This window comes from Actinobaculum sp. oral taxon 183 str. F0552, assembly GCF_000466165.1.
In the GTDB taxonomy this organism is placed as follows: Bacteria; Actinomycetota; Actinomycetes; order Actinomycetales; family Actinomycetaceae; genus Peptidiphaga.
In genome coordinates, this window is sequence record NZ_KE951461.1 from 35,269 (window position 1) to 52,724 (window position 17,456).

Annotated in this window: 11 protein-coding genes; 9 read left to right on the plus strand and 2 right to left on the minus strand. The window is 66.3% G+C overall.

Annotated elements, in window-relative coordinates; genetic code table 11:
* Window positions 1-728, plus strand: a 728-nt coding sequence (locus HMPREF0043_RS11195) for a Tm-1-like ATP-binding domain-containing protein (protein WP_021602610.1), incomplete at its 5' end; no start/stop codon positions are given.
* A gap of 58 nt (window positions 729-786) precedes the next feature.
* Window positions 787-1,608 carry a phosphoenolpyruvate hydrolase family protein gene (locus HMPREF0043_RS08410; protein ID WP_021602611.1) on the plus strand — a complete coding sequence of 274 codons (822 nt, stop codon included), beginning with the start codon at window positions 787-789 and terminating at the stop codon, window positions 1,606-1,608.
* A 22-nt stretch (window positions 1,609-1,630) separates the two neighbouring features.
* On the opposite strand, the gene HMPREF0043_RS08415 is transcribed toward HMPREF0043_RS08410, so the two are convergent.
* Window positions 1,631-2,392 carry a Rossmann-like domain-containing protein gene (locus HMPREF0043_RS08415; RefSeq protein WP_021602612.1) on the minus strand — a complete coding sequence of 254 codons (762 nt, stop codon included), beginning with the start codon at window positions 2,390-2,392 and terminating at the stop codon, window positions 1,631-1,633.
* Window positions 2,393-2,653: 261 nt separating this feature from the next.
* Between HMPREF0043_RS08415 and HMPREF0043_RS08420 the strand changes: the two genes are divergently transcribed.
* Complete coding sequence (locus tag HMPREF0043_RS08420) at window positions 2,654-3,709, plus strand: NAD(P)-dependent alcohol dehydrogenase (RefSeq protein ID WP_021602614.1); 1,056 nt, start codon at window positions 2,654-2,656, stop codon at window positions 3,707-3,709.
* A 228-nt stretch (window positions 3,710-3,937) separates the two neighbouring features.
* Here HMPREF0043_RS08420 and HMPREF0043_RS11200 read toward each other — a convergent pair whose 3' ends face one another.
* Window positions 3,938-4,663: a hypothetical protein gene (locus HMPREF0043_RS11200; protein ID WP_156897562.1), complete on the minus strand. Its 726-nt coding sequence runs from the start codon at window positions 4,661-4,663 to the stop codon at window positions 3,938-3,940.
* 618 nt (window positions 4,664-5,281) lie between these two features.
* Here HMPREF0043_RS11200 and rpoB point away from each other — a divergent pair.
* The 6 genes from rpoB (at window position 5,282) to tuf (ending at window position 17,302) form a co-directional block, all read left to right on the plus strand.
* On the plus strand, window positions 5,282-8,743 hold the full coding sequence (gene rpoB, locus HMPREF0043_RS08425; protein WP_040318203.1) for a DNA-directed RNA polymerase subunit beta: 3,462 nt from the start codon (window positions 5,282-5,284) through the stop codon (window positions 8,741-8,743).
* A gap of 84 nt (window positions 8,744-8,827) precedes the next feature.
* Window positions 8,828-12,712, plus strand: coding sequence for a DNA-directed RNA polymerase subunit beta' (locus HMPREF0043_RS08430; protein ID WP_021602620.1), 3,885 nt, complete (start codon window positions 8,828-8,830; stop codon window positions 12,710-12,712).
* Between the two features lie 259 nt (window positions 12,713-12,971).
* Window positions 12,972-13,346, plus strand: coding sequence for a 30S ribosomal protein S12 (gene rpsL / locus HMPREF0043_RS08435; RefSeq protein ID WP_021602621.1), 375 nt, complete (start codon window positions 12,972-12,974; stop codon window positions 13,344-13,346).
* Window positions 13,346-13,816, plus strand: coding sequence for a 30S ribosomal protein S7 (gene rpsG, locus HMPREF0043_RS08440; RefSeq protein WP_021602622.1), 471 nt, complete (start codon window positions 13,346-13,348; stop codon window positions 13,814-13,816). Before rpsL ends, rpsG begins: the two co-directional genes overlap by 1 nt.
* 60 nt (window positions 13,817-13,876) lie before the next feature.
* Complete coding sequence (gene fusA / locus HMPREF0043_RS08445; RefSeq protein WP_040318204.1) at window positions 13,877-15,997, plus strand: elongation factor G; 2,121 nt, start codon at window positions 13,877-13,879, stop codon at window positions 15,995-15,997.
* Window positions 15,998-16,111: 114 nt separating this feature from the next.
* The gene (tuf, locus tag HMPREF0043_RS08450; protein ID WP_021602624.1) at window positions 16,112-17,302 is read left to right on the plus strand and encodes an elongation factor Tu; all 1,191 of its coding nucleotides are present in this window, start codon (window positions 16,112-16,114) and stop codon (window positions 17,300-17,302) included.
* Window positions 17,303-17,456 lie beyond the last annotated feature (154 nt).

The following is a 17,456-nucleotide window of genomic DNA, read 5'->3' on the forward strand; positions in this document are numbered from 1 at the left end:
GGGCGGAGGGCGGCCGGCAGGCCAAGCCGGTCGTCGCGCTGTCGATGTTCGGGCTGACGACGCCCGCCGTCGACGAGGCGCGCGAAGTCCTCGGCGGCCTCGGGTACGAGACCTTGGTCTTCCACGCCACCGGCTCCGGAGGACGGGCGTTGGAGAAGCTCGCCGCCGACGGCCGGCTCGCGGGAGTCCTCGACCTGACGACCACCGAGCTCGCCGACGAGCTCGTCGGCGGGATCCTCACCGCGGGCCCGGATCGCCTGACCGCTGCCGGCGCCGCGGGGATTCCCCAGGTCGTCTCCTTCGGAGCCCTCGACATGGTCAACTTCGGGCCGCGCGAGGATGTGCCGGAGAGATTCGAGGGGCGGACCTTCGTCGTCCACAATCCCGTGGTCACTCTCATGCGGACCACTCCGGGGGAGAACGCCGAACTCGGCAGGCGGATAGGGGAGAAGGCTCTCGGCGCCCGCGGCCCGGTCGCGCTCGTGCTGCCGCTGAGGGGCGTGAGCGGGATCGACGCCGAGGCCGGCCCCTTCCGGGACGAGGAGGCCGACGCCGCGCTCTTCGAGGCCGTGAGGCGAACCGTCGCCGGATCCCCGGCCGGCGATGTGCGGATCGTCGAATGCGACGCGCACATCAACGATCCCGGCTTCGGAGCGCGATCCGCGCGCCTCCTGCACCGGATGATCGAGGAGTCTGCGCCCGCGGGCCGCAGCGGCTCCGCGGCCTGACGGAATGCCGTGGGCTTGCAGAGCCCGCGGCGCAAGGAGCAAGAAGAAAGGACGAACGATGGAACGTTCACAAGTACTCGCCCGACTCCGGGCGAAAGTCGCCGAGGGCCGCCCGGTCATCGGCGGCGGCGCGGGCACGGGCATATCGGCCAAGTCCGCCGAAGCGGGCGGAATCGACCTGCTGGTCATCTACAACTCGGGCCGTTTCCGCATGGCCGGCCGGGGCTCGCTCTCCGGGCTGCTGGCCTACGGGGACGCCAACGCGATCGTCATGGAGATGGCCAACGAAGTCCTCCCCGTCGTCAAGGACACGCCTGTGCTCGCGGGGGTCAACGGCACGGACCCCTTCCGGGTGATGGGCCGCTTCCTCGACGAGGTGAAGGCCGCCGGATTCTCCGGCGTCCAGAACTTCCCGACCGTCGGGCTCATCGACGGCGTCTTCCGCCAGAACCTCGAGGAGACGGGGATGGGCTACGACCTCGAGCTGGAGATGATCCGGCAAGCCCGCGAACGCGACCTGGTCACGTCCCCGTACGTGTTCGACGTCGAGCAGGCGAGGGCCATGGCCGAGGCCGGCGCGGACATCCTCGTGCCCCACATGGGTTTGACGACGAAGGGGACGATCGGCGCCTCCACGGCGCTCACGCTCGACGAATGCGTGGAGCGCGTGCAGGCCATGCATGACGCCGCCGTCGAGATCGATCCCGACATCCTCGTCCTCTGCCACGGCGGGCCGATCGCCGAGCCGCAGGACGCGCAGTACGTGCTCAGCCGGACGGAGGGCGTGGTCGGATTCTACGGGGCCAGCTCGATCGAGCGCCTTCCCACCGAGGTGGCGATCAAGGAGCAGACCGAGGCCTTCACCCGCATAGCCTTCTAGTCCTTCCGGCGGGCGAAGCCCTTCACAAGGGCTTCGCCCGCTCCACGCGCATGCCCGCCTCGTACATGCCGCCCAGGAGGTTGCCGTCCAGCGCTTCATCCAACAGCGCTCCCTGATCGCAGGCGAAGGCCGTTATCACGTCCACTCCGTAGTCGAAGAGAATCGGCGAAGCCGGAGTGGAGGGCCCGATCATGACGGTCGTCGCATTGCGGGAGAGCTCGAGCAGGCGCGGGATCGTCTTGTTGACGAAGGACGACCCGGTGATGAAGACGTAGTCGCATTCGGGCAGGAGGTATTCGCTGGCCGAGTCGGGATAGTCGCCTTCGACGGGATTGCGCTCGAAGACGAACAGCTCCCCGGCCTCGGACAGTGCTGCGGGGGCGAAGGGGAAATGTCCGATCACGGCGACCTTCCGCCCGCGCGTCGCCTCGCGGTAGGGATGGAAGCTCTTCGCCCAGTTGTTGTCCGCGCACGGTGCGAAGCCGTTCGCGCGTGCCCGCGCGGGCAGGCTGTGCCACGAGTTGACCGCGGCCATCCCCATTCCCGCCTCGGCCAGATTCCAGCTCTTGGCGAGTTGCGCTACGTCGCGCAGGCGCGCTCCGACGAACTCCCCGTTCTCGTGAAGCGCGGGCCGCGTGCTCGCGGGCATGGAGAAGGCCATTCCCGCGCCGCCTTCGCAGGACGTTATGCGACACCACTTCGGCCCCACGCTCGCCGCTGTGACGGTGAGGTCCTCGGGGATCGGATCGATGAGTCGGTCGTACAACGTCCACGGGTTTGCCATGAGATCTCCTATTCGGCGGGAATGAATCCGGGTTCCGACACTGATGCTAAGGGCAACCTTACCTTCTTCGCCTTCTTCGGTCGTCTCTGCGCCACGTGGGTGCGGGCGTGCCTGGGACGCCATCCGGAGACGCCCGCATTGTGAGCTATTTCATTTTCCTCTTCCATGACGTGGTATTCGTTGTTTAACTGATGCGCAGCGAGAAGCCGCTGGCCCGTCCGGCGTCCGCACGTTGTCGATGAGCTCGGAAAGGAAATAACGATGAAAGGCTTTGCGATGCGCTCCATCGGCCGGATCGGCTGGGTGGAGAAGGAGCGCCCCGTCTGCGGCCCCCTCGACGCGATCGTGCGTCCCTTGGCCGTGGCGCCGTGCACCTCCGACGTGCACACGTGCTGGGAGGGGGCGATCGGCGAGCGCACGGACATGATCCTCGGCCACGAAGCGTGTGGTGAAGTCGTCGAGGTGGGGGCGCTCGTCAAGGACTTCAAGCCGGGAGACCACGTCTTGATCCCCGCCATCACGCCGGACTGGTCCTCGACCGAGACGCAGTCGGGATATCCCATGCACTCGGGCGGCATGCTCTCCGGTTGGAAGTTCTCCAACTTCAAAGACGGAGTCTTCGGCGAGTACTTCCACGTCAACGACGCGGACGGCAACCTGGCCCTCATCCCCGAGAATGTCTCGCCCGCCGAGGCCTGCATGCTCTCCGACATGGTGCCCACCGGCCTGCACGGCGTCGAGTTGGCCCAGGTCACCTTCGGCGACGACGTCTTGGTCGTCGGGATCGGGCCGGTCGGATTGATGGCCGTGGCGGGCGCGAACCTCCACGGCGCGGCCCACATCATCGGCGTCGGCTCCCGTCCGGTCTGCCAGGAGGCGGCCCGCTCCTACGGCGCGACGGATCTCGTCAACTACAGGGACGGCGCCATCGAGGATCAGGTCATGAGCTTGACCGACGGACGGGGCGTGGACAAGGTCGTCATCGCGGGAGGCGACAACGACACCTTCGCCTCCGCCGTGAAATCCGTTCGCCCCGGAGGCATCATCGGAAACGTCAACTACCTGGGCGACGGCGAGTACGTGAGGATTCCGCGCGTCGAATGGGGAGTGGGAATGGGGCACATAACGATCACCGGCGGCCTCATGCCCGGCGGACGCCTGCGAATGGAGAAGCTGGCCCGTCTGGTGTCCCTGGGCAAGCTCAACGTCTCCCGCCTGATCACCCATCGCTTCCAGGGCTTCGAACACGTGGAGGAGGCGCTCTGGCTGATGAAGGACAAGCCCGCAGACCTCATCAAGCCGGTAGTCGTCCTCTGACGCGAGCGCCCGTCGCCGCGGCTCTCCGCCCTTCGAGAGCGGCCGACGCTCTGCGCTACGTACGCGAAGATCGTCGCCTGAAGGCGACGGGGAGGGCAGCACGGCTTCGCTCGGTCGGGGAATCGCGTTGGCGAGGAAGTTCGATGATCCCGTTGCAGCGCGGACCGCTCGCGGGCGAAGGCGTCAGCCTGGGCGGGTCGGCCGACCCGCCCAGGGCCGCCGGGCTGCCTACGCGGGGCGCATGCTGTCCAAGTTCCTCTGCAGGTCGTCGGCCTCCTGGGCGTTGCGCGCGTTTATCGTGATGTTCCAGGTGGTTCCCTCGACTTCGACGATGAAGATGCGGCTGAGTCGTCCGTTTTCCGTGGTGAACTCCACTCCTACAGCTTTGTACGCGCCCAATCGGTCCAGGCTGTAAATTCCTTTGGGCTGCAAATTCGAAGCTTTGAGATCAGTGAGTACTTGATCCATGTTCGGTAGCCTATAGAATACTGTGTCCGGCATTATTATATAATTTATATAGCTATCAGCCGGGTCGTAAACTATTGCAGCGTCGAGAATCTTTTTACCATTTTTTTGTGGATTGTTATCGAATCTGAAATGCTTCGGGACGTCGAATTTGGCTTTTTCCTTCTTTCCGGGTGTGTTGAAGAAAATGGTGTTTTGTGAAAATATGTATCTATTGAGGGTGCTTGGTCGATCGGATGTGGCTGAAGATGACCTCTGATAGGCTGAAGAGTTTGAGTTTCCGTATAGGGATGAACTCTGCCTATTCGAGGAAGAAGAAGCGTTTTTACTTGGTTGGCTGGGCTTTTGGGAACTGGGCGAGGGGCTTGCCGAACGCGACGCGTCATTCAGAAAGGACGCATCGGAGTTCGAGTCCGAGCAGGCCGAAAGCTGTGCTCCGGCGAGGAGCAGGCCCACGGCGGTGACGATCGCCGGATGTCGTCTGGTCATCGTGGCCTCCTTAGTGTCCGGTGCCTCTGCTGCGAAGGAGTCGCGGGAGAGCCGCACTCCGGATGTTCACATCCATACGATAGCCCGAATCGACTTCGGCGCTGCCTCGCACAGGTGGGAAGGTGAACCGCTCCCCGGCGCAGGCCTTCGGCTGGCCCGGACCGCGGCCGGCCAGGAGGAGGTTTCTACCGATCCGACCGGCCGACGGGATGCGCGGCCGGGGAGCGGACGAGGGGGACGGCAGGGGCCGACCTCTCGCGAAGCGGACGGATCGGCGCGCGCCCGCCCCTTCCGGCCTCCGGCGGGGGCTGTGCGCAACACGCCGTGACGTGTAGTCGCACTTGCATGTCGGGCCGGGCTGTGCAACAGTGTGTGACGGCAGGCCCGCGCGACGTCCGCACGCGGCGGCTGCCGCGGACAGAGTCGTCCCGTGACGCCTTCCACAGGGTTTGGCGTAGCGCTCGCATTCTCTATGGGTGTAATGTAGGTACTCGCGCCGTGTACCCATCACTGTGCCCAAAAGTCGCCCGCCCGGCTCGACGCCGCGGTCCGGCGACCGGTCCGGCCGGGGGAGTGCCGGTGCCGACCGCCTTACCAACGTCAGGGAAGGAACCCCCTTTGGCTGCTTCGCGCACCTATTCGCTCTCCGCTCTCAAAGGCAAGCCGGTCGTAGACCGGGTGTCGTTCGCCAAGATTCACGAGCCCCTTCAGGTTCCCGATCTTCTCGGACTCCAGACCGACAGCTTCGGCTGGCTCATAGGCTCCGAGGCCTGGGCCCGGAAGAGCCCGGGTGAGCAGTCCGGCCTCGAAGAGATCTTCGAGGAGATCTCTCCGATCGAGAACGCAGCCCAGACGATGGGGCTCGTGCTCTCCACCCCCCACCTCGAAGACCCCAAGTACTCCATCGCCGAATGCCGCGAGCGCGATCTGACGTACGCCGCTCCGCTATACGTGACGGCCGAGTTCCAGAACTACGAGACCGGCGAGATCAAGAGCCAGACGACCTTCATCGGCGACTTCCCGCTCATGACCGAGCGCGGCACTTTCATCATCAACGGGACCGAGCGCGTCGTCGTCTCCCAGCTGGTGCGCTCGCCCGGCGTCTACTTCGAGCGCGTGGCCGACAAGACCTCCGACAAGGACGTCTTCTCGACGAAAGTCATCCCCTCGCGCGGAGCCTGGCTCGAATTCGAGATCGACAAGCGCGACGCCGTGGGCGTGCGGGTGGATCGCAAGCGCAAGCAGTCCGTGACGGTGTTCCTCAAGGCCCTGGGCATGGCCGAATCGGAGATCCGCGAGATCTTCGCCGACTTCCCAGCCCTCATCGAGACCCTCGAGAAGGACACGGTGCACACCCAGGAAGAGGCTCTGACCGACCTCTACCGCAAGCTGCGTCCCGGCGAGCCGCCGACGGCCGAGGCGGGCCGCACGCTCCTCAACAACTTCTACTTCAACACCAAACGCTACGACACGGCCAAGGTCGGGCGCTTCAAGATCAACAAGAAGCTGGGCCTGGATCCCTCCGGCGACTCCCGCCAGCTCGGCATCTCGGACATCACGGCCGTCCTGCGCTATCTTCTGGCTCTTCACGCCGGGCAGGCCGAGGTGGTGTGCGCCGAAGGGGCCGCGTCCGTGGCCGTCGAGACGGACGACATCGACCACTTCGGCAACCGCCGCATCCGCGCCGTCGGCGAGCTCATCCAGAACCAGGTCCGCACGGGCCTGTCCCGTCTGGACCGAATGGTGCGCGAGCGCATGACGACCCAGGAGGCCGAGGCCATCACGCCGTCCTCGCTGATCAACATCCGGCCGATCGTCGCTGCGATCAAGGAGTTCTTCGGCACGTCCCAGCTCTCGCAGTTCATGGACCAGAACAATCCGCTCGCGGGTCTGACGCACAAGCGCCGCCTCTCCGCGCTGGGCCCCGGCGGGCTCTCGCGCGACCGCGCGGGCATGGAGGTGCGAGACGTCCACCCCTCCCACTACGGCCGCATGTGCCCGATCGAGACGCCCGAAGGCCCGAACATCGGTCTGATCGGCTCGCTCGCGTCCTTCGCGCGCATCAACTCCTTCGGCTTCATCGAGACGCCCTACCGGCGGGTCGTCGACGGGGTCGCCACCGACGAGATCGTCTACCTCCAGGCCGACGACGAGGATCGCGCCGTCATCGCGCAGGCCGAGGCCCCGCTCGACGCGGGCGGACGCTTCCTCGACGAGGAGGCCCTGTGCCGCATGCCCGGCGGCGAGCCCGCTCTCGTGCCGGTGAAGGAGATCGATTACATGGACGTCTCGGCACGGCAGATGTGCTCGGTCGGAACGGCCATGATCCCCTTCCTGGAGCACGACGACGCCAACCGCGCCCTCATGGGGGCGAACATGCAGCGCCAGGCCGTTCCGCTCATCCGTCCCGTCGCCCCCTACGTGGGCACGGGCATGGAGATGCGCGCCGCGGTCGACGCGGGCGACGTGACGGCGGCCAGCGCCCCCGGCGTCGTCCTGGAGGTCGACGCCGACTCCGTAGTCGTCGAGCAGGACAACGGACGGCACGTTACGTACAAGATGACTAAGTTCGAGCGGTCCAACCCCGGCAATTGCATCAACCAGAAGGTCGTCGTCAAGCCCGGGGACCGTCTGGAGGCCGGAACGCTCATCGCCGACGGCCCCGCCACCGAGGGAGGCGAGCTCGCGCTCGGGCAGAACCTCCTGGTCGCCTTCATGACGTGGAACGGCTTCAACTACGAGGACGCGATCATCCTCTCCGAGCGCTGCGTGAAGGACGACCTGCTCACCTCGATCCACATCGAGGAGCACGAAGTCGACGCGCGCGACACGAAGCTCGGGCCCGAGGAGATCACCCGGGACATCCCCAATGTCTCGGATGAGATGCTTTCGCACCTCGACGAGCACGGCGTCATCCGCATCGGCGCCGAGGTGCAGGCCGGGGACATCCTCGTCGGCAAGATCACGCCCAAAGGGGAGACCGAGCTGACCAGCGAGGAGAGGCTCCTGCGCGCGATCTTCGGCGAGAAGGCCAAGGAGGTCCGCGACACGTCGCTGCGCGTGCCCCACGGCGAGTCGGGCATCGTCATCGGCGTGCGCCAGTTCACCCAGGAGAACAACGACGAGCTCGCCTCCGACGTCAACGAGACGGTTCGCGTCTACATCGCCCAGCGCCGCAAGATCACCATCGGCGACAAGATGGCCGGGCGTCACGGAAACAAAGGCGTCATCTCGCGGATCCTGCCGATCGAGGACATGCCCTTCATGGAGGACGGCACCCCCGTGGACATCATCCTCAACCCGTTGGGCGTTCCCGGGCGCATGAACCTGGGCCAGGTCTACGAGCTGCACCTGGGGTGGATCGCCAGCCAGGGATGGGACGCCTCGGCCGCCCGCGAGTCGGGCGAGGAATGGGCGGCCCGTCTGCCCGAGGACACCGTGGTGGGAGCGCCGGGGGCCCAGGTCGCCACGCCGGTGTTCGACGGCGTCCGGGGCGACGAGCTCTCCGGGCTGCTGTCGGCGACTCTGCCCAACCGCGACGGCGAGATCCTCGTCGACGGCCAGGGCAAGGCGCGACTGTTCGACGGACGTTCCGGCGAGCCCTTCCCGGAGCCGATATCGGTGGGCTACATGTACATGCTCAAGCTCCACCACCTCGTCGACGACAAGATCCACGCCCGTTCGACCGGCCCCTACTCGATGGTCACGCAGCAGCCGCTCGGCGGAAAGGCCCAGTTCGGCGGCCAGCGCTTCGGCGAGATGGAGGTATGGGCCCTGGAGGCCTACGGCGCCTCCCACACGCTGCAGGAGATGCTGACGATCAAGTCCGACGACACGGTCGGCCGCGTCAAGGTCTACGAAGCCATCGTCAAGGGGGACAACGTCCCCGAGGCGGGCATCCCCGAATCCTTCAAGGTCCTCATCCAGGAGATGCGCTCCCTGTGCCTGAACGTCGAGGCCCTCGACGCGGCAGGCCAGTCGATCAACCTCCAGGACACCGAGGAGGACCAGTTCCAGACCCTCGAGCCGCTGGCCATGCCGACCGGCCTGGAGGATCTCACGTCGGGCGCCGACTTCTGACGCGGCGGCCCGGCCGAGCGCCCGCCGGGCCGTCCAGTCCGCCCATTGACAACATGTATCGGTGCTTCATCAGGAAGAGGAACCTTGCTCGACGTCAACCGCTTCGACCAGCTCCACATCTCTCTGGCAACCTCCGACGACGTGCGCACCTGGTCGCACGGCGAGGTCAAGAAACCGGAGACCATCAACTACCGCACGCTCAAACCTGAGCGCGACGGGCTGTTCTGCGAGCGCATCTTCGGCCCCACCCGCGACTGGGAGTGCGCCTGCGGCAAGTACAAGCGCCCCCGCTTCAAGGGCATCGTCTGCGAACGCTGCGGCGTGGAGGTCACCCGTTCGAAGGTGCGCCGCGAGCGCATGGGCCACATCGAGCTCGCCGCTCCCGTGACCCACATCTGGTACTTCAAGGGCGTTCCCTCGCGACTGGGGTACCTGCTCGACATCGCGCCCAAGGACTTGGAGAAGGTCATCTACTTCGCGGCCTACATGGTGACCTCCGTCGACGAGGAGAACCGCCGCCAGGACCTTCCCTCCCTCCAGTCCGAGTACGAGCTCGAGCGCTCGGCCATCGAGAAGCAGTTGGCCGTCGACCTGGAGGAGCGCCAGAAGAGGCTCGAGGCCGATCTGGCCGAGGCCGAGGGCGACAAGCAGAAGTCCGACGCCAAGAGCAAGATCAAGCGCGCCGCCGAAACCGATCTAGCCCGCATCCGCAAGCGCGCCGACCTCGACCTGGAGCGCCTGGACGCCGTGTGGGAGCGCTTCACCAAGCTCAAGGTCGGCGATCTCGAAGGGGACGAGGACCTCTACCGCGAGATGGAGGCGCGCTACTCCGACTACTTCGAGGCGTTCCGGGGCGCCGAGGCCATCAAGCGGCGCCTGGAGTCCTTCGATCTGCAGGCCGAGCGCGACCACCTCGTCGAGGTCATCGAGTCCGGCACCGCCCAGCGCAAGGCCCGCGCCCTCAAGCGCATCAAGGTCATCAACGCCTTCCTGCACTCGGGGACCAAGCCCACGGCCATGGTGCTCGACGCCCTTCCGGTCATCCCGCCCGACCTGCGCCCCATGGTGCAGCTCGACGGCGGCCGCTTCGCCACCTCCGACCTCAACGACCTCTATCGCCGCGTCATCAACCGCAACAACCGCCTCAAGCGCATGCTCGACCTCGGGGCCCCCGAGATCATGGTGAACAACGAGAAGCGCATGCTCCAGGAGGCCGTGGACGCCCTCTTCGACAACGGCCGACGCGGCCGCCCCGTCCAGGGCGCCGGCAACCGGCCGCTGAAGTCCCTGTCCGACATGCTCAAGGGCAAGCAGGGGCGCTTCCGCCAGAACCTTCTGGGCAAGCGCGTGGATTACTCTGGTCGCAGCGTCATCGTCGTGGGTCCGACCCTCAAACTCCACCAGTGCGGCCTGCCGACGATCATGGCGCTCGAGCTGTTCAAGCCCTTCGTCCAGAAGAGGCTCGTGGACCTCGACGTCGCCAAGAACGTCAAGGCGGCTAAGCGTCTCATCGACCGGCAGCGTCCCGAAGTGTGGGACGTCCTCGAAGAGGTCATCCAGGAACACCCCGTCCTCCTCAACCGGGCGCCGACGCTTCACCGCCTGGGCATCCAGGCCTTCGAGCCGCAGCTCATCGAGGGCAAGGCCATCCGCCTGCACCCGCTCGTGTGCGGCGCCTTCAACGCCGACTTCGACGGGGACCAGATGGCCGTCCATCTGCCGCTGTCGGTGGAGGCCCAGGCCGAGGCGCGCGTCCTCATGCTCTCCTCGAACAACATCCTCAAACCCTCGGACGGCCGTCCGGTGACCATGCCCTCCCAGGACATGATCATCGGGCTGTTCCACCTGACGAGCGTGCGCGACGGCCTGCCCGGCGAGGGGAGGTACTTCTCCTCCGTCGCCGAGGCTCGGATGGCGATGGACCTCGGCCAGCTCGACCTGAACGCGCGGTGCTTCATCCGCTTCGAGGGGGACGTCGCCGCGCCCGTGGACTTCCAGGCCCCCGATGGCCGCGCCGACGGCGAGCCCTTCCGCCTGGAGACGAGTCTGGGCCGCGCGATCTTCAACGACACGCTCCCCGTGGACTTCCCCTACGTCAACGAGCCGGTCGACAAGAAGGTCCTCGGCCGGATCGTCAACGCCCTGGCCGAGCGGTACGAGAAGGTCGCCGTCGGCGCTTCGCTCGACGCCCTGAAGGAGGCGGGCTTCTACTGGGCGGGACGCTCGGGCGCGACCATCGCCGTGTCGGACGTCGTCGTCCCCGGGACGAAGCGCGAGATCCTCGACAATGCGGAGGCCGACGCCTCCCGGATCGAGCATCAGTTCCTCACCGGACGCATCGAGGACGAGGACCGCCGCCGCGACCTCGTCGACCTGTGGTCCGCGGTGACCGACCGGATCGCCCGGGAGATGCGCACCAATTTCGAGGAGATGAACACCGTCAACCGCATGGTCTCCTCGGGGGCGCGAGGCAACTGGGAGCAGGTCCGCCAGATCGCGGGCATGCGAGGCCTCGTCGCCGACCCGAAGGGGGCGATCATCCCCCGCCCGATCAAGTCGAACTACCGCGAGGGCCTGTCGGTCCTGGAGTACTTCATCGCCACGCACGGCGCCCGCAAGGGCCTGGCGGACACCGCTCTGCGCACGGCCGACTCGGGGTATCTGACGCGGCGCCTGGTCGACGTCTCCCAGGACGTCATCGTCCGCGAGGACAACTGCGGCACGCGGCGCGGCCTGACCAAGGTCATCGCGCACCGCGACGCATCCGGCGCCCTCGTGCCCGACGAACAGCTCGACACCACCGTCTACGCCCGCACCCTCGCCCGGGACATCGTCGGCGAGGACGGCGAGGTCATCGTCGCCGCGGGAACCGACCTGGGCGACGTCGTCATCGAGAGGCTCATCGCGGCGGGCGTCACCGAGGTCGCGGTCCGCTCCGTGCTGACCTGCGAGTCGCGCATCGGCACCTGCGCCATGTGCTACGGCCGCTCGATGGCCACCGGCAAGCTCGTGGACATCGGCGAGGCCGTCGGGATCGTCGCGGCCCAGTCGATCGGCGAGCCGGGAACACAGCTGACGATGCGCACCTTCCACACGGGCGGCTCGGCCTCCGCCGACGACATCACCCAGGGCCTGCCTCGCGTGCAGGAACTCTTCGAGGCTCGGACCCCCAAGGGGGAGGCGCCGATCGCCGAGGCCCCCGGGCGACTCAAGGTGGAGGACGGCGAGCGCACCCGCCGCCTCATCGTCGTGCGCGACGACGGCGACGAAGACCTCGTCTACCAGGTCTCCAAGCGCGCCAAGCTGCTCGTCTCCGAGGACAGCCGAGTCCAGGTCGGCCAGCAGCTCGTCGAGGGATCGGTCGACCCCAAGAAGGTACTGCGCATCTCGGGTCGCCGTTCGGCCCAGGAGCACATCGTCTCCGAGGTCCAGAGCGTCTACCGTTCGCAGGGCGTGGAGATCCACGACAAGCACATCGAGGTCATCGTCCGCCAGATGCTGCGCCGCGTGACCATCCTCGAAGCGGGAACCACGAAGCTGCTCCCCGGCGAGCTCGTCGACGTGGCCATCTTCGAGGACGAGAATCGGACCGCGATGGCCGAGGGCGGCAAGCCGGCCTCCGGGCGCCCCGAGCTCATGGGCATCACGAAGGCCTCCCTGGCGACCGACTCCTGGCTGTCCGCCGCCTCCTTCCAGGAGACGACGAAGGTCCTCACGGAGGCCGCCCTCAACGCCAAGAGCGACCCGTTGTCCGGCTTGAAGGAGAACGTCATCCTCGGCAAGCTCATACCCGCCGGGACCGGACTGGAGCAGCTGCGCAACGTGCGCGTCGAGCCGACGTCCGAGGCCCGCATCGAATTCGAGAAGAACAACGGCTTCAGCCACCGCGACCTGGAGGCCTTCGACGACGGCTTCGGCTACGGCGACTTCCCGGACTTCGATCTGAGCGCAGGGTACCCGGCCTTCTGACCGTGTCCCGCGCGCCGTCGGCACGGCGGCGCGCGGGAGCGTGGGCAGGAGGGGCGCATGACGCGCCCCTCCTCGTAATCACCGCCACACACGGGATTCTTTGACGGATCCGCGACCCTGCGGCTATTCTTGCTTAGGTTGCCCATATCCGGGTGTGTCCATCCTCAGTCCGCGACATTCCGCGGATAAGCGCGCGAAGTGGGGCCCGTGCCTCGTTCGCCCGCATCACGATTGAACAGAACATTTTCAGGAGTCCACAGTGCCCACAATTCAGCAGCTGGTCCGCAAGGGCCGCTCGAGCAAAGTCGGGAAGTCCAAGACCCCGGCGCTCAAGGGGAGTCCCCAGCGCCGCGGCGTGTGCACCCGCGTCTTCACCACCACCCCGAAGAAGCCGAATTCGGCCCTTCGCAAGGTCGCCCGCGTCCGCCTGTCCTCCGGTATAGAGGTCACGGCCTACATTCCCGGCGAGGGGCACAATCTCCAGGAGCATTCGATCGTCCTCGTCCGCGGGGGCCGCGTCCGCGACCTCCCGGGTGTGCGCTACAGGATCGTCCGTGGCGCCCTCGACACCCAGGGAGTCAAGAACCGTCAGCAGGCCCGCAGCCGCTACGGCGCGAAGAAGGAGAAGAAGTAATGCCCCGCAAAGGACCGGCCCGCAAGCGCCCCATCGTCAACGACCCCGTCTACGGCTCGCCGATGGTGACCCAGCTCGTCAACCGGGTTCTCCTCGACGGAAAGAAGTCCACGGCCGAGCGGATCGTCTACGGGGCCCTCGAAGGAGTCGGGGAGAAGTCCGGCCAGGATCCCCTGACGGTCCTCAAGCGCGCGATGGACAACATCCGCCCGTCGCTGGAGGTCCGCTCCCGTCGCGTCGGAGGCGCCACCTACCAGGTGCCCGTGGAGGTCAAGGCGGGTCGCGCGACGACCCTCGCCCTGCGATGGCTGGTCGACTACGCTCGCCAGCGCCGCGAGAAGACCATGACCGAGCGCCTCCTCAACGAGATCCTCGACGCATCCAACGGCCTGGGCGCCGCTGTCAAGCGTCGCGAAGACACGCACCGAATGGCGGAGTCCAACAGGGCCTTCGCTCACTACCGCTGGTAACGACGAACGGGCGCGACTGGCCGCCGTCAGCGCGCCCTCAAGGAAGAAGAGAGCCAAAACGTGGCACTTGACGTGCTGACAGACCTCAAGCAGGTCCGCAATATCGGAATCATGGCGCACATCGACGCTGGCAAGACCACCGTCACCGAGCGCATCCTGTACTACACGGGCATCAACTACAAGATCGGGGAGACGCACGACGGCGCCTCGACCACCGACTGGATGGAGCAGGAGAAGGAGCGCGGCATCACCATCACGTCCGCGGCCGTCACCGCCTTCTGGAAGGGCACCCAGATCAACATCATCGACACGCCCGGACACGTGGACTTCACCGTCGAGGTCGAGCGCTCCTTGCGCGTCCTCGACGGAGCGGTCGCCGTCTTCGACGGCAAGGAGGGCGTCGAGCCCCAGTCGGAGACCGTGTGGCGCCAGGCCGACAAGTACAACGTCCCGCGCATCTGCTTCATCAACAAGATGGACAAGCTGGGCGCGAACTTCGACTTCTCAGTCCAGACGATCAAGGACCGCCTTCAGGCCACGCCGATCGTCGTGACCTTCCCGATCGGGGTCGAGAGCGACTTCGACGGCGTGATCGACGTCCTGAAGATGAAGGCGATCCGCTTCCCGGAGAAAGACGCCAAGGGCCAGGACACGAAGGGCATCGTCGTCGCCGAGGAGGAGATTCCGGCCGACCTCCTGGAGAAGGCGGAGGCCTACCACCTCGAAGCGGTCGAGGCCGCGGCCGAAGCCAACGAGGAGCTCATGGAGAAGTACCTCGAAGGCGGCGAGCTCACCCTCGACGAGATCAAGAGGGGACTGCGCATCCGCACGATCGCCGGCGAGGTCTACCCCGTCTTCTGCGGTTCGGCCTACAAGAACAAGGGCGTCCAGCCCATGCTCGACGGGGTCGTGGACTACCTGCCCTCGCCGCTCGACATCCCCGCCACGGAGGGCTTCCTCCCCGGCCGCGAGGACGAGCCCGACACCCGCGAGGCGAACGAGAACGAGCCCTTCGCAGCCCTCGCCTTCAAGATCGCCGTCCACCCCTTCTACGGCAAGCTCACCTACATCCGCGTCTACTCCGGCAAGGTGGGTCAGGGCATGCAGGTGCTCAACGCCACGAAGGGCAAGAAGGAGCGCATCGGGAAGATGTTCCAGATGCACTCCAATCGCGAGAACCCGGTGGAGGCCGCGCATGCCGGCCACATCTACGCCTTCGTCGGTCTCAAGGAGACGACGACGGGCGATACTCTGTGCGCGATCGACAAGCCCATCGTCCTGGAGTCCATGACGTTCCCGGACCCCGTCATCCACGTGGCCATCGAGCCCAGGTCGAAGAACGACCAGGAGAAGCTCTCGACGGCCATCCAGAAGCTGGCCGACGAAGACCCGACCTTCACCGTCCGCCAAGACGAGGAGACCGGTCAGACCGTCATCGGCGGAATGGGCGAGCTCCACCTCGACATCCTCGTGGATCGCATGAAGCGCGAGTTCAAGGTGGACGCGAACGTCGGCGCGCCGATGGTCGCCTACCGCGAGACCATCCGCAGGAAGGTCGACAAGGTCGAGTACACCCACAAGAAGCAGACGGGTGGCTCCGGCCAGTTCGCTCGCGTCCTCGTGACCTTCGAACCCCTCGTCGACGCGGAGGACGGCGCGATCTACGAGTTCGCGAACGCCGTCACCGGCGGGCGCGTGCCCCGTGAATACATCCCCTCGGTCGACGCGGGCATTCAGGAGGCGATGCAGACCGGCGTTCTCGCCGGCTACCCCATGGTGGGGATCAAGGCGACCCTCGAAGACGGCGCCTACCACGAAGTCGACTCGTCGGAAATGGCCTTCAAAATCGCCGGGAACATGGTGCTGCGGGAGGGTGCGAGGCGCGCCAACCCGGTGCTCCTCGAACCGGTCATGGATGTGGAGGTCCGCACTCCCGAGGAGTACATGGGCGATGTCATCGGCGACCTCAATTCGCGGCGTGGCATGATTAAGTCCATGGAGGACGCGACCGGTGTGAAGATCGTTCGCGCCCTGGTCCCGCTCAGTGAGATGTTCGGATACGTCGGCGACCTCCGCTCCAAGACCCAGGGGCGTGCGGTCTATACGATGCAGTTCGACTCGTACGCCGAGGTTCCCAAGAACGTCTCCGAGGAGATCATCAAGAAGACCCGGGGCGAATGAGTCCCAACGGTCCTGTACAATCCGCAACCGACCATAAGACACATAGGCCGGGTCTGATGCTTTCCCGCATCTCACTCACCTGAAAGTCAATCTAGAGTCCCAGGAGGGCCCCAAGTGGCAAAGGCCAAGTACGACAAGTCCAAGCCGCACATGAACATCGGTACGATCGGTCACGTCGACCATGGTAAGACGACGCTGACCGCGGCCATCACCAAGGTTCTGGCCGACAAGTACCCGGAGCTGAACGAGTTCACTCCGTTCGACGAAGTCGACAACGCTCCCGAGGAGCGCCAGCGCGGCATCACCATCAACGTCGCCCACGTGGAGTACCAGACGGACAAGCGTCACTACGCCCACGTCGACGCGCCCGGCCACGCCGACTACATCAAGAACATGATCACCGGCGCGGCCCAGATGGACGGCGCCATCCTCGTGGTCGCGGCGACCGACGGCCCGATGGCCCAGACCCGCGAGCACGTGCTGCTCGCCCGCCAGGTGGGCGTGCCCGACCTCATCGTCGCCCTCAACAAGGCCGACATGGTCGAGGACGAGGAGCTCCTCGAGCTCGTCGAGATGGAGGTCCGCGATCTCCTCTCCTCCCAGGAGTACGACGGCGACAACATCCCCGTCATCCGCGTCTCCGCGCTCAAGGCGCTCGAGGGCGACGCCGAGTGGACGGCCGCCGTCGAGCAGCTCATCGATCAGATCGACACCTACTTCCCGGATCCGATCCGCGACCTCGACAGGCCGTTCCTCATGCCCATCGAGGACGTCTTCACGATCACCGGCCGCGGCACCGTCGTGACCGGCCGCGTCGAGCGCGGTCAGCTCAAGCTGAATGAGGAAGTCGAGATCCTCGGCATCCGCCCGACCCAGAAGACCACCGTCACCGGCATCGAGATGTTCCACAAGCAGATGGACTACGCCGAGGCCGGCGAGAACTGCGGTCTGCTCCTGCGCGGCACTAAGCGAGAGGAGGTCGAGCGCGGCCAGGTCGTCGCCAAGCCCGGCACGATCACCCCGCACACCCAGTTCGAGGCCCAGGTCTACGTGCTGAAGAAGGAAGAGGGCGGACGCCACAACCCCTTCTTCTCCAACTACCGTCCGCAGTTCTACTTCCGGACCACCGACGTCACCGGTATCATCACCCTGCCCGAGGGCACCGAGATGGTCATGCCCGGCGACAACACCGAGATGACCGTCGAGCTCATCCAGCCGATCGCCATGGAAGAGGGCCTCGGCTTCGCCATCCGCGAAGGCGGCCACACCGTCGGCTCCGGCCGCGTCATCAAGATCCTCAAGTGACCTGTTGAGCCGCTGAACGGGAGGGCCCGCCGCCTTGAGCGGCGGGCCCTCCCTCGTCGGCTCGCCGCCGGCGGCAGGACGTTGGGGGCAGACGGCCGCGGAACTGCGGGCCCCGCAGCGGTCCGTGCGGGAACCGAGCGGTTCGCGGCGCTCA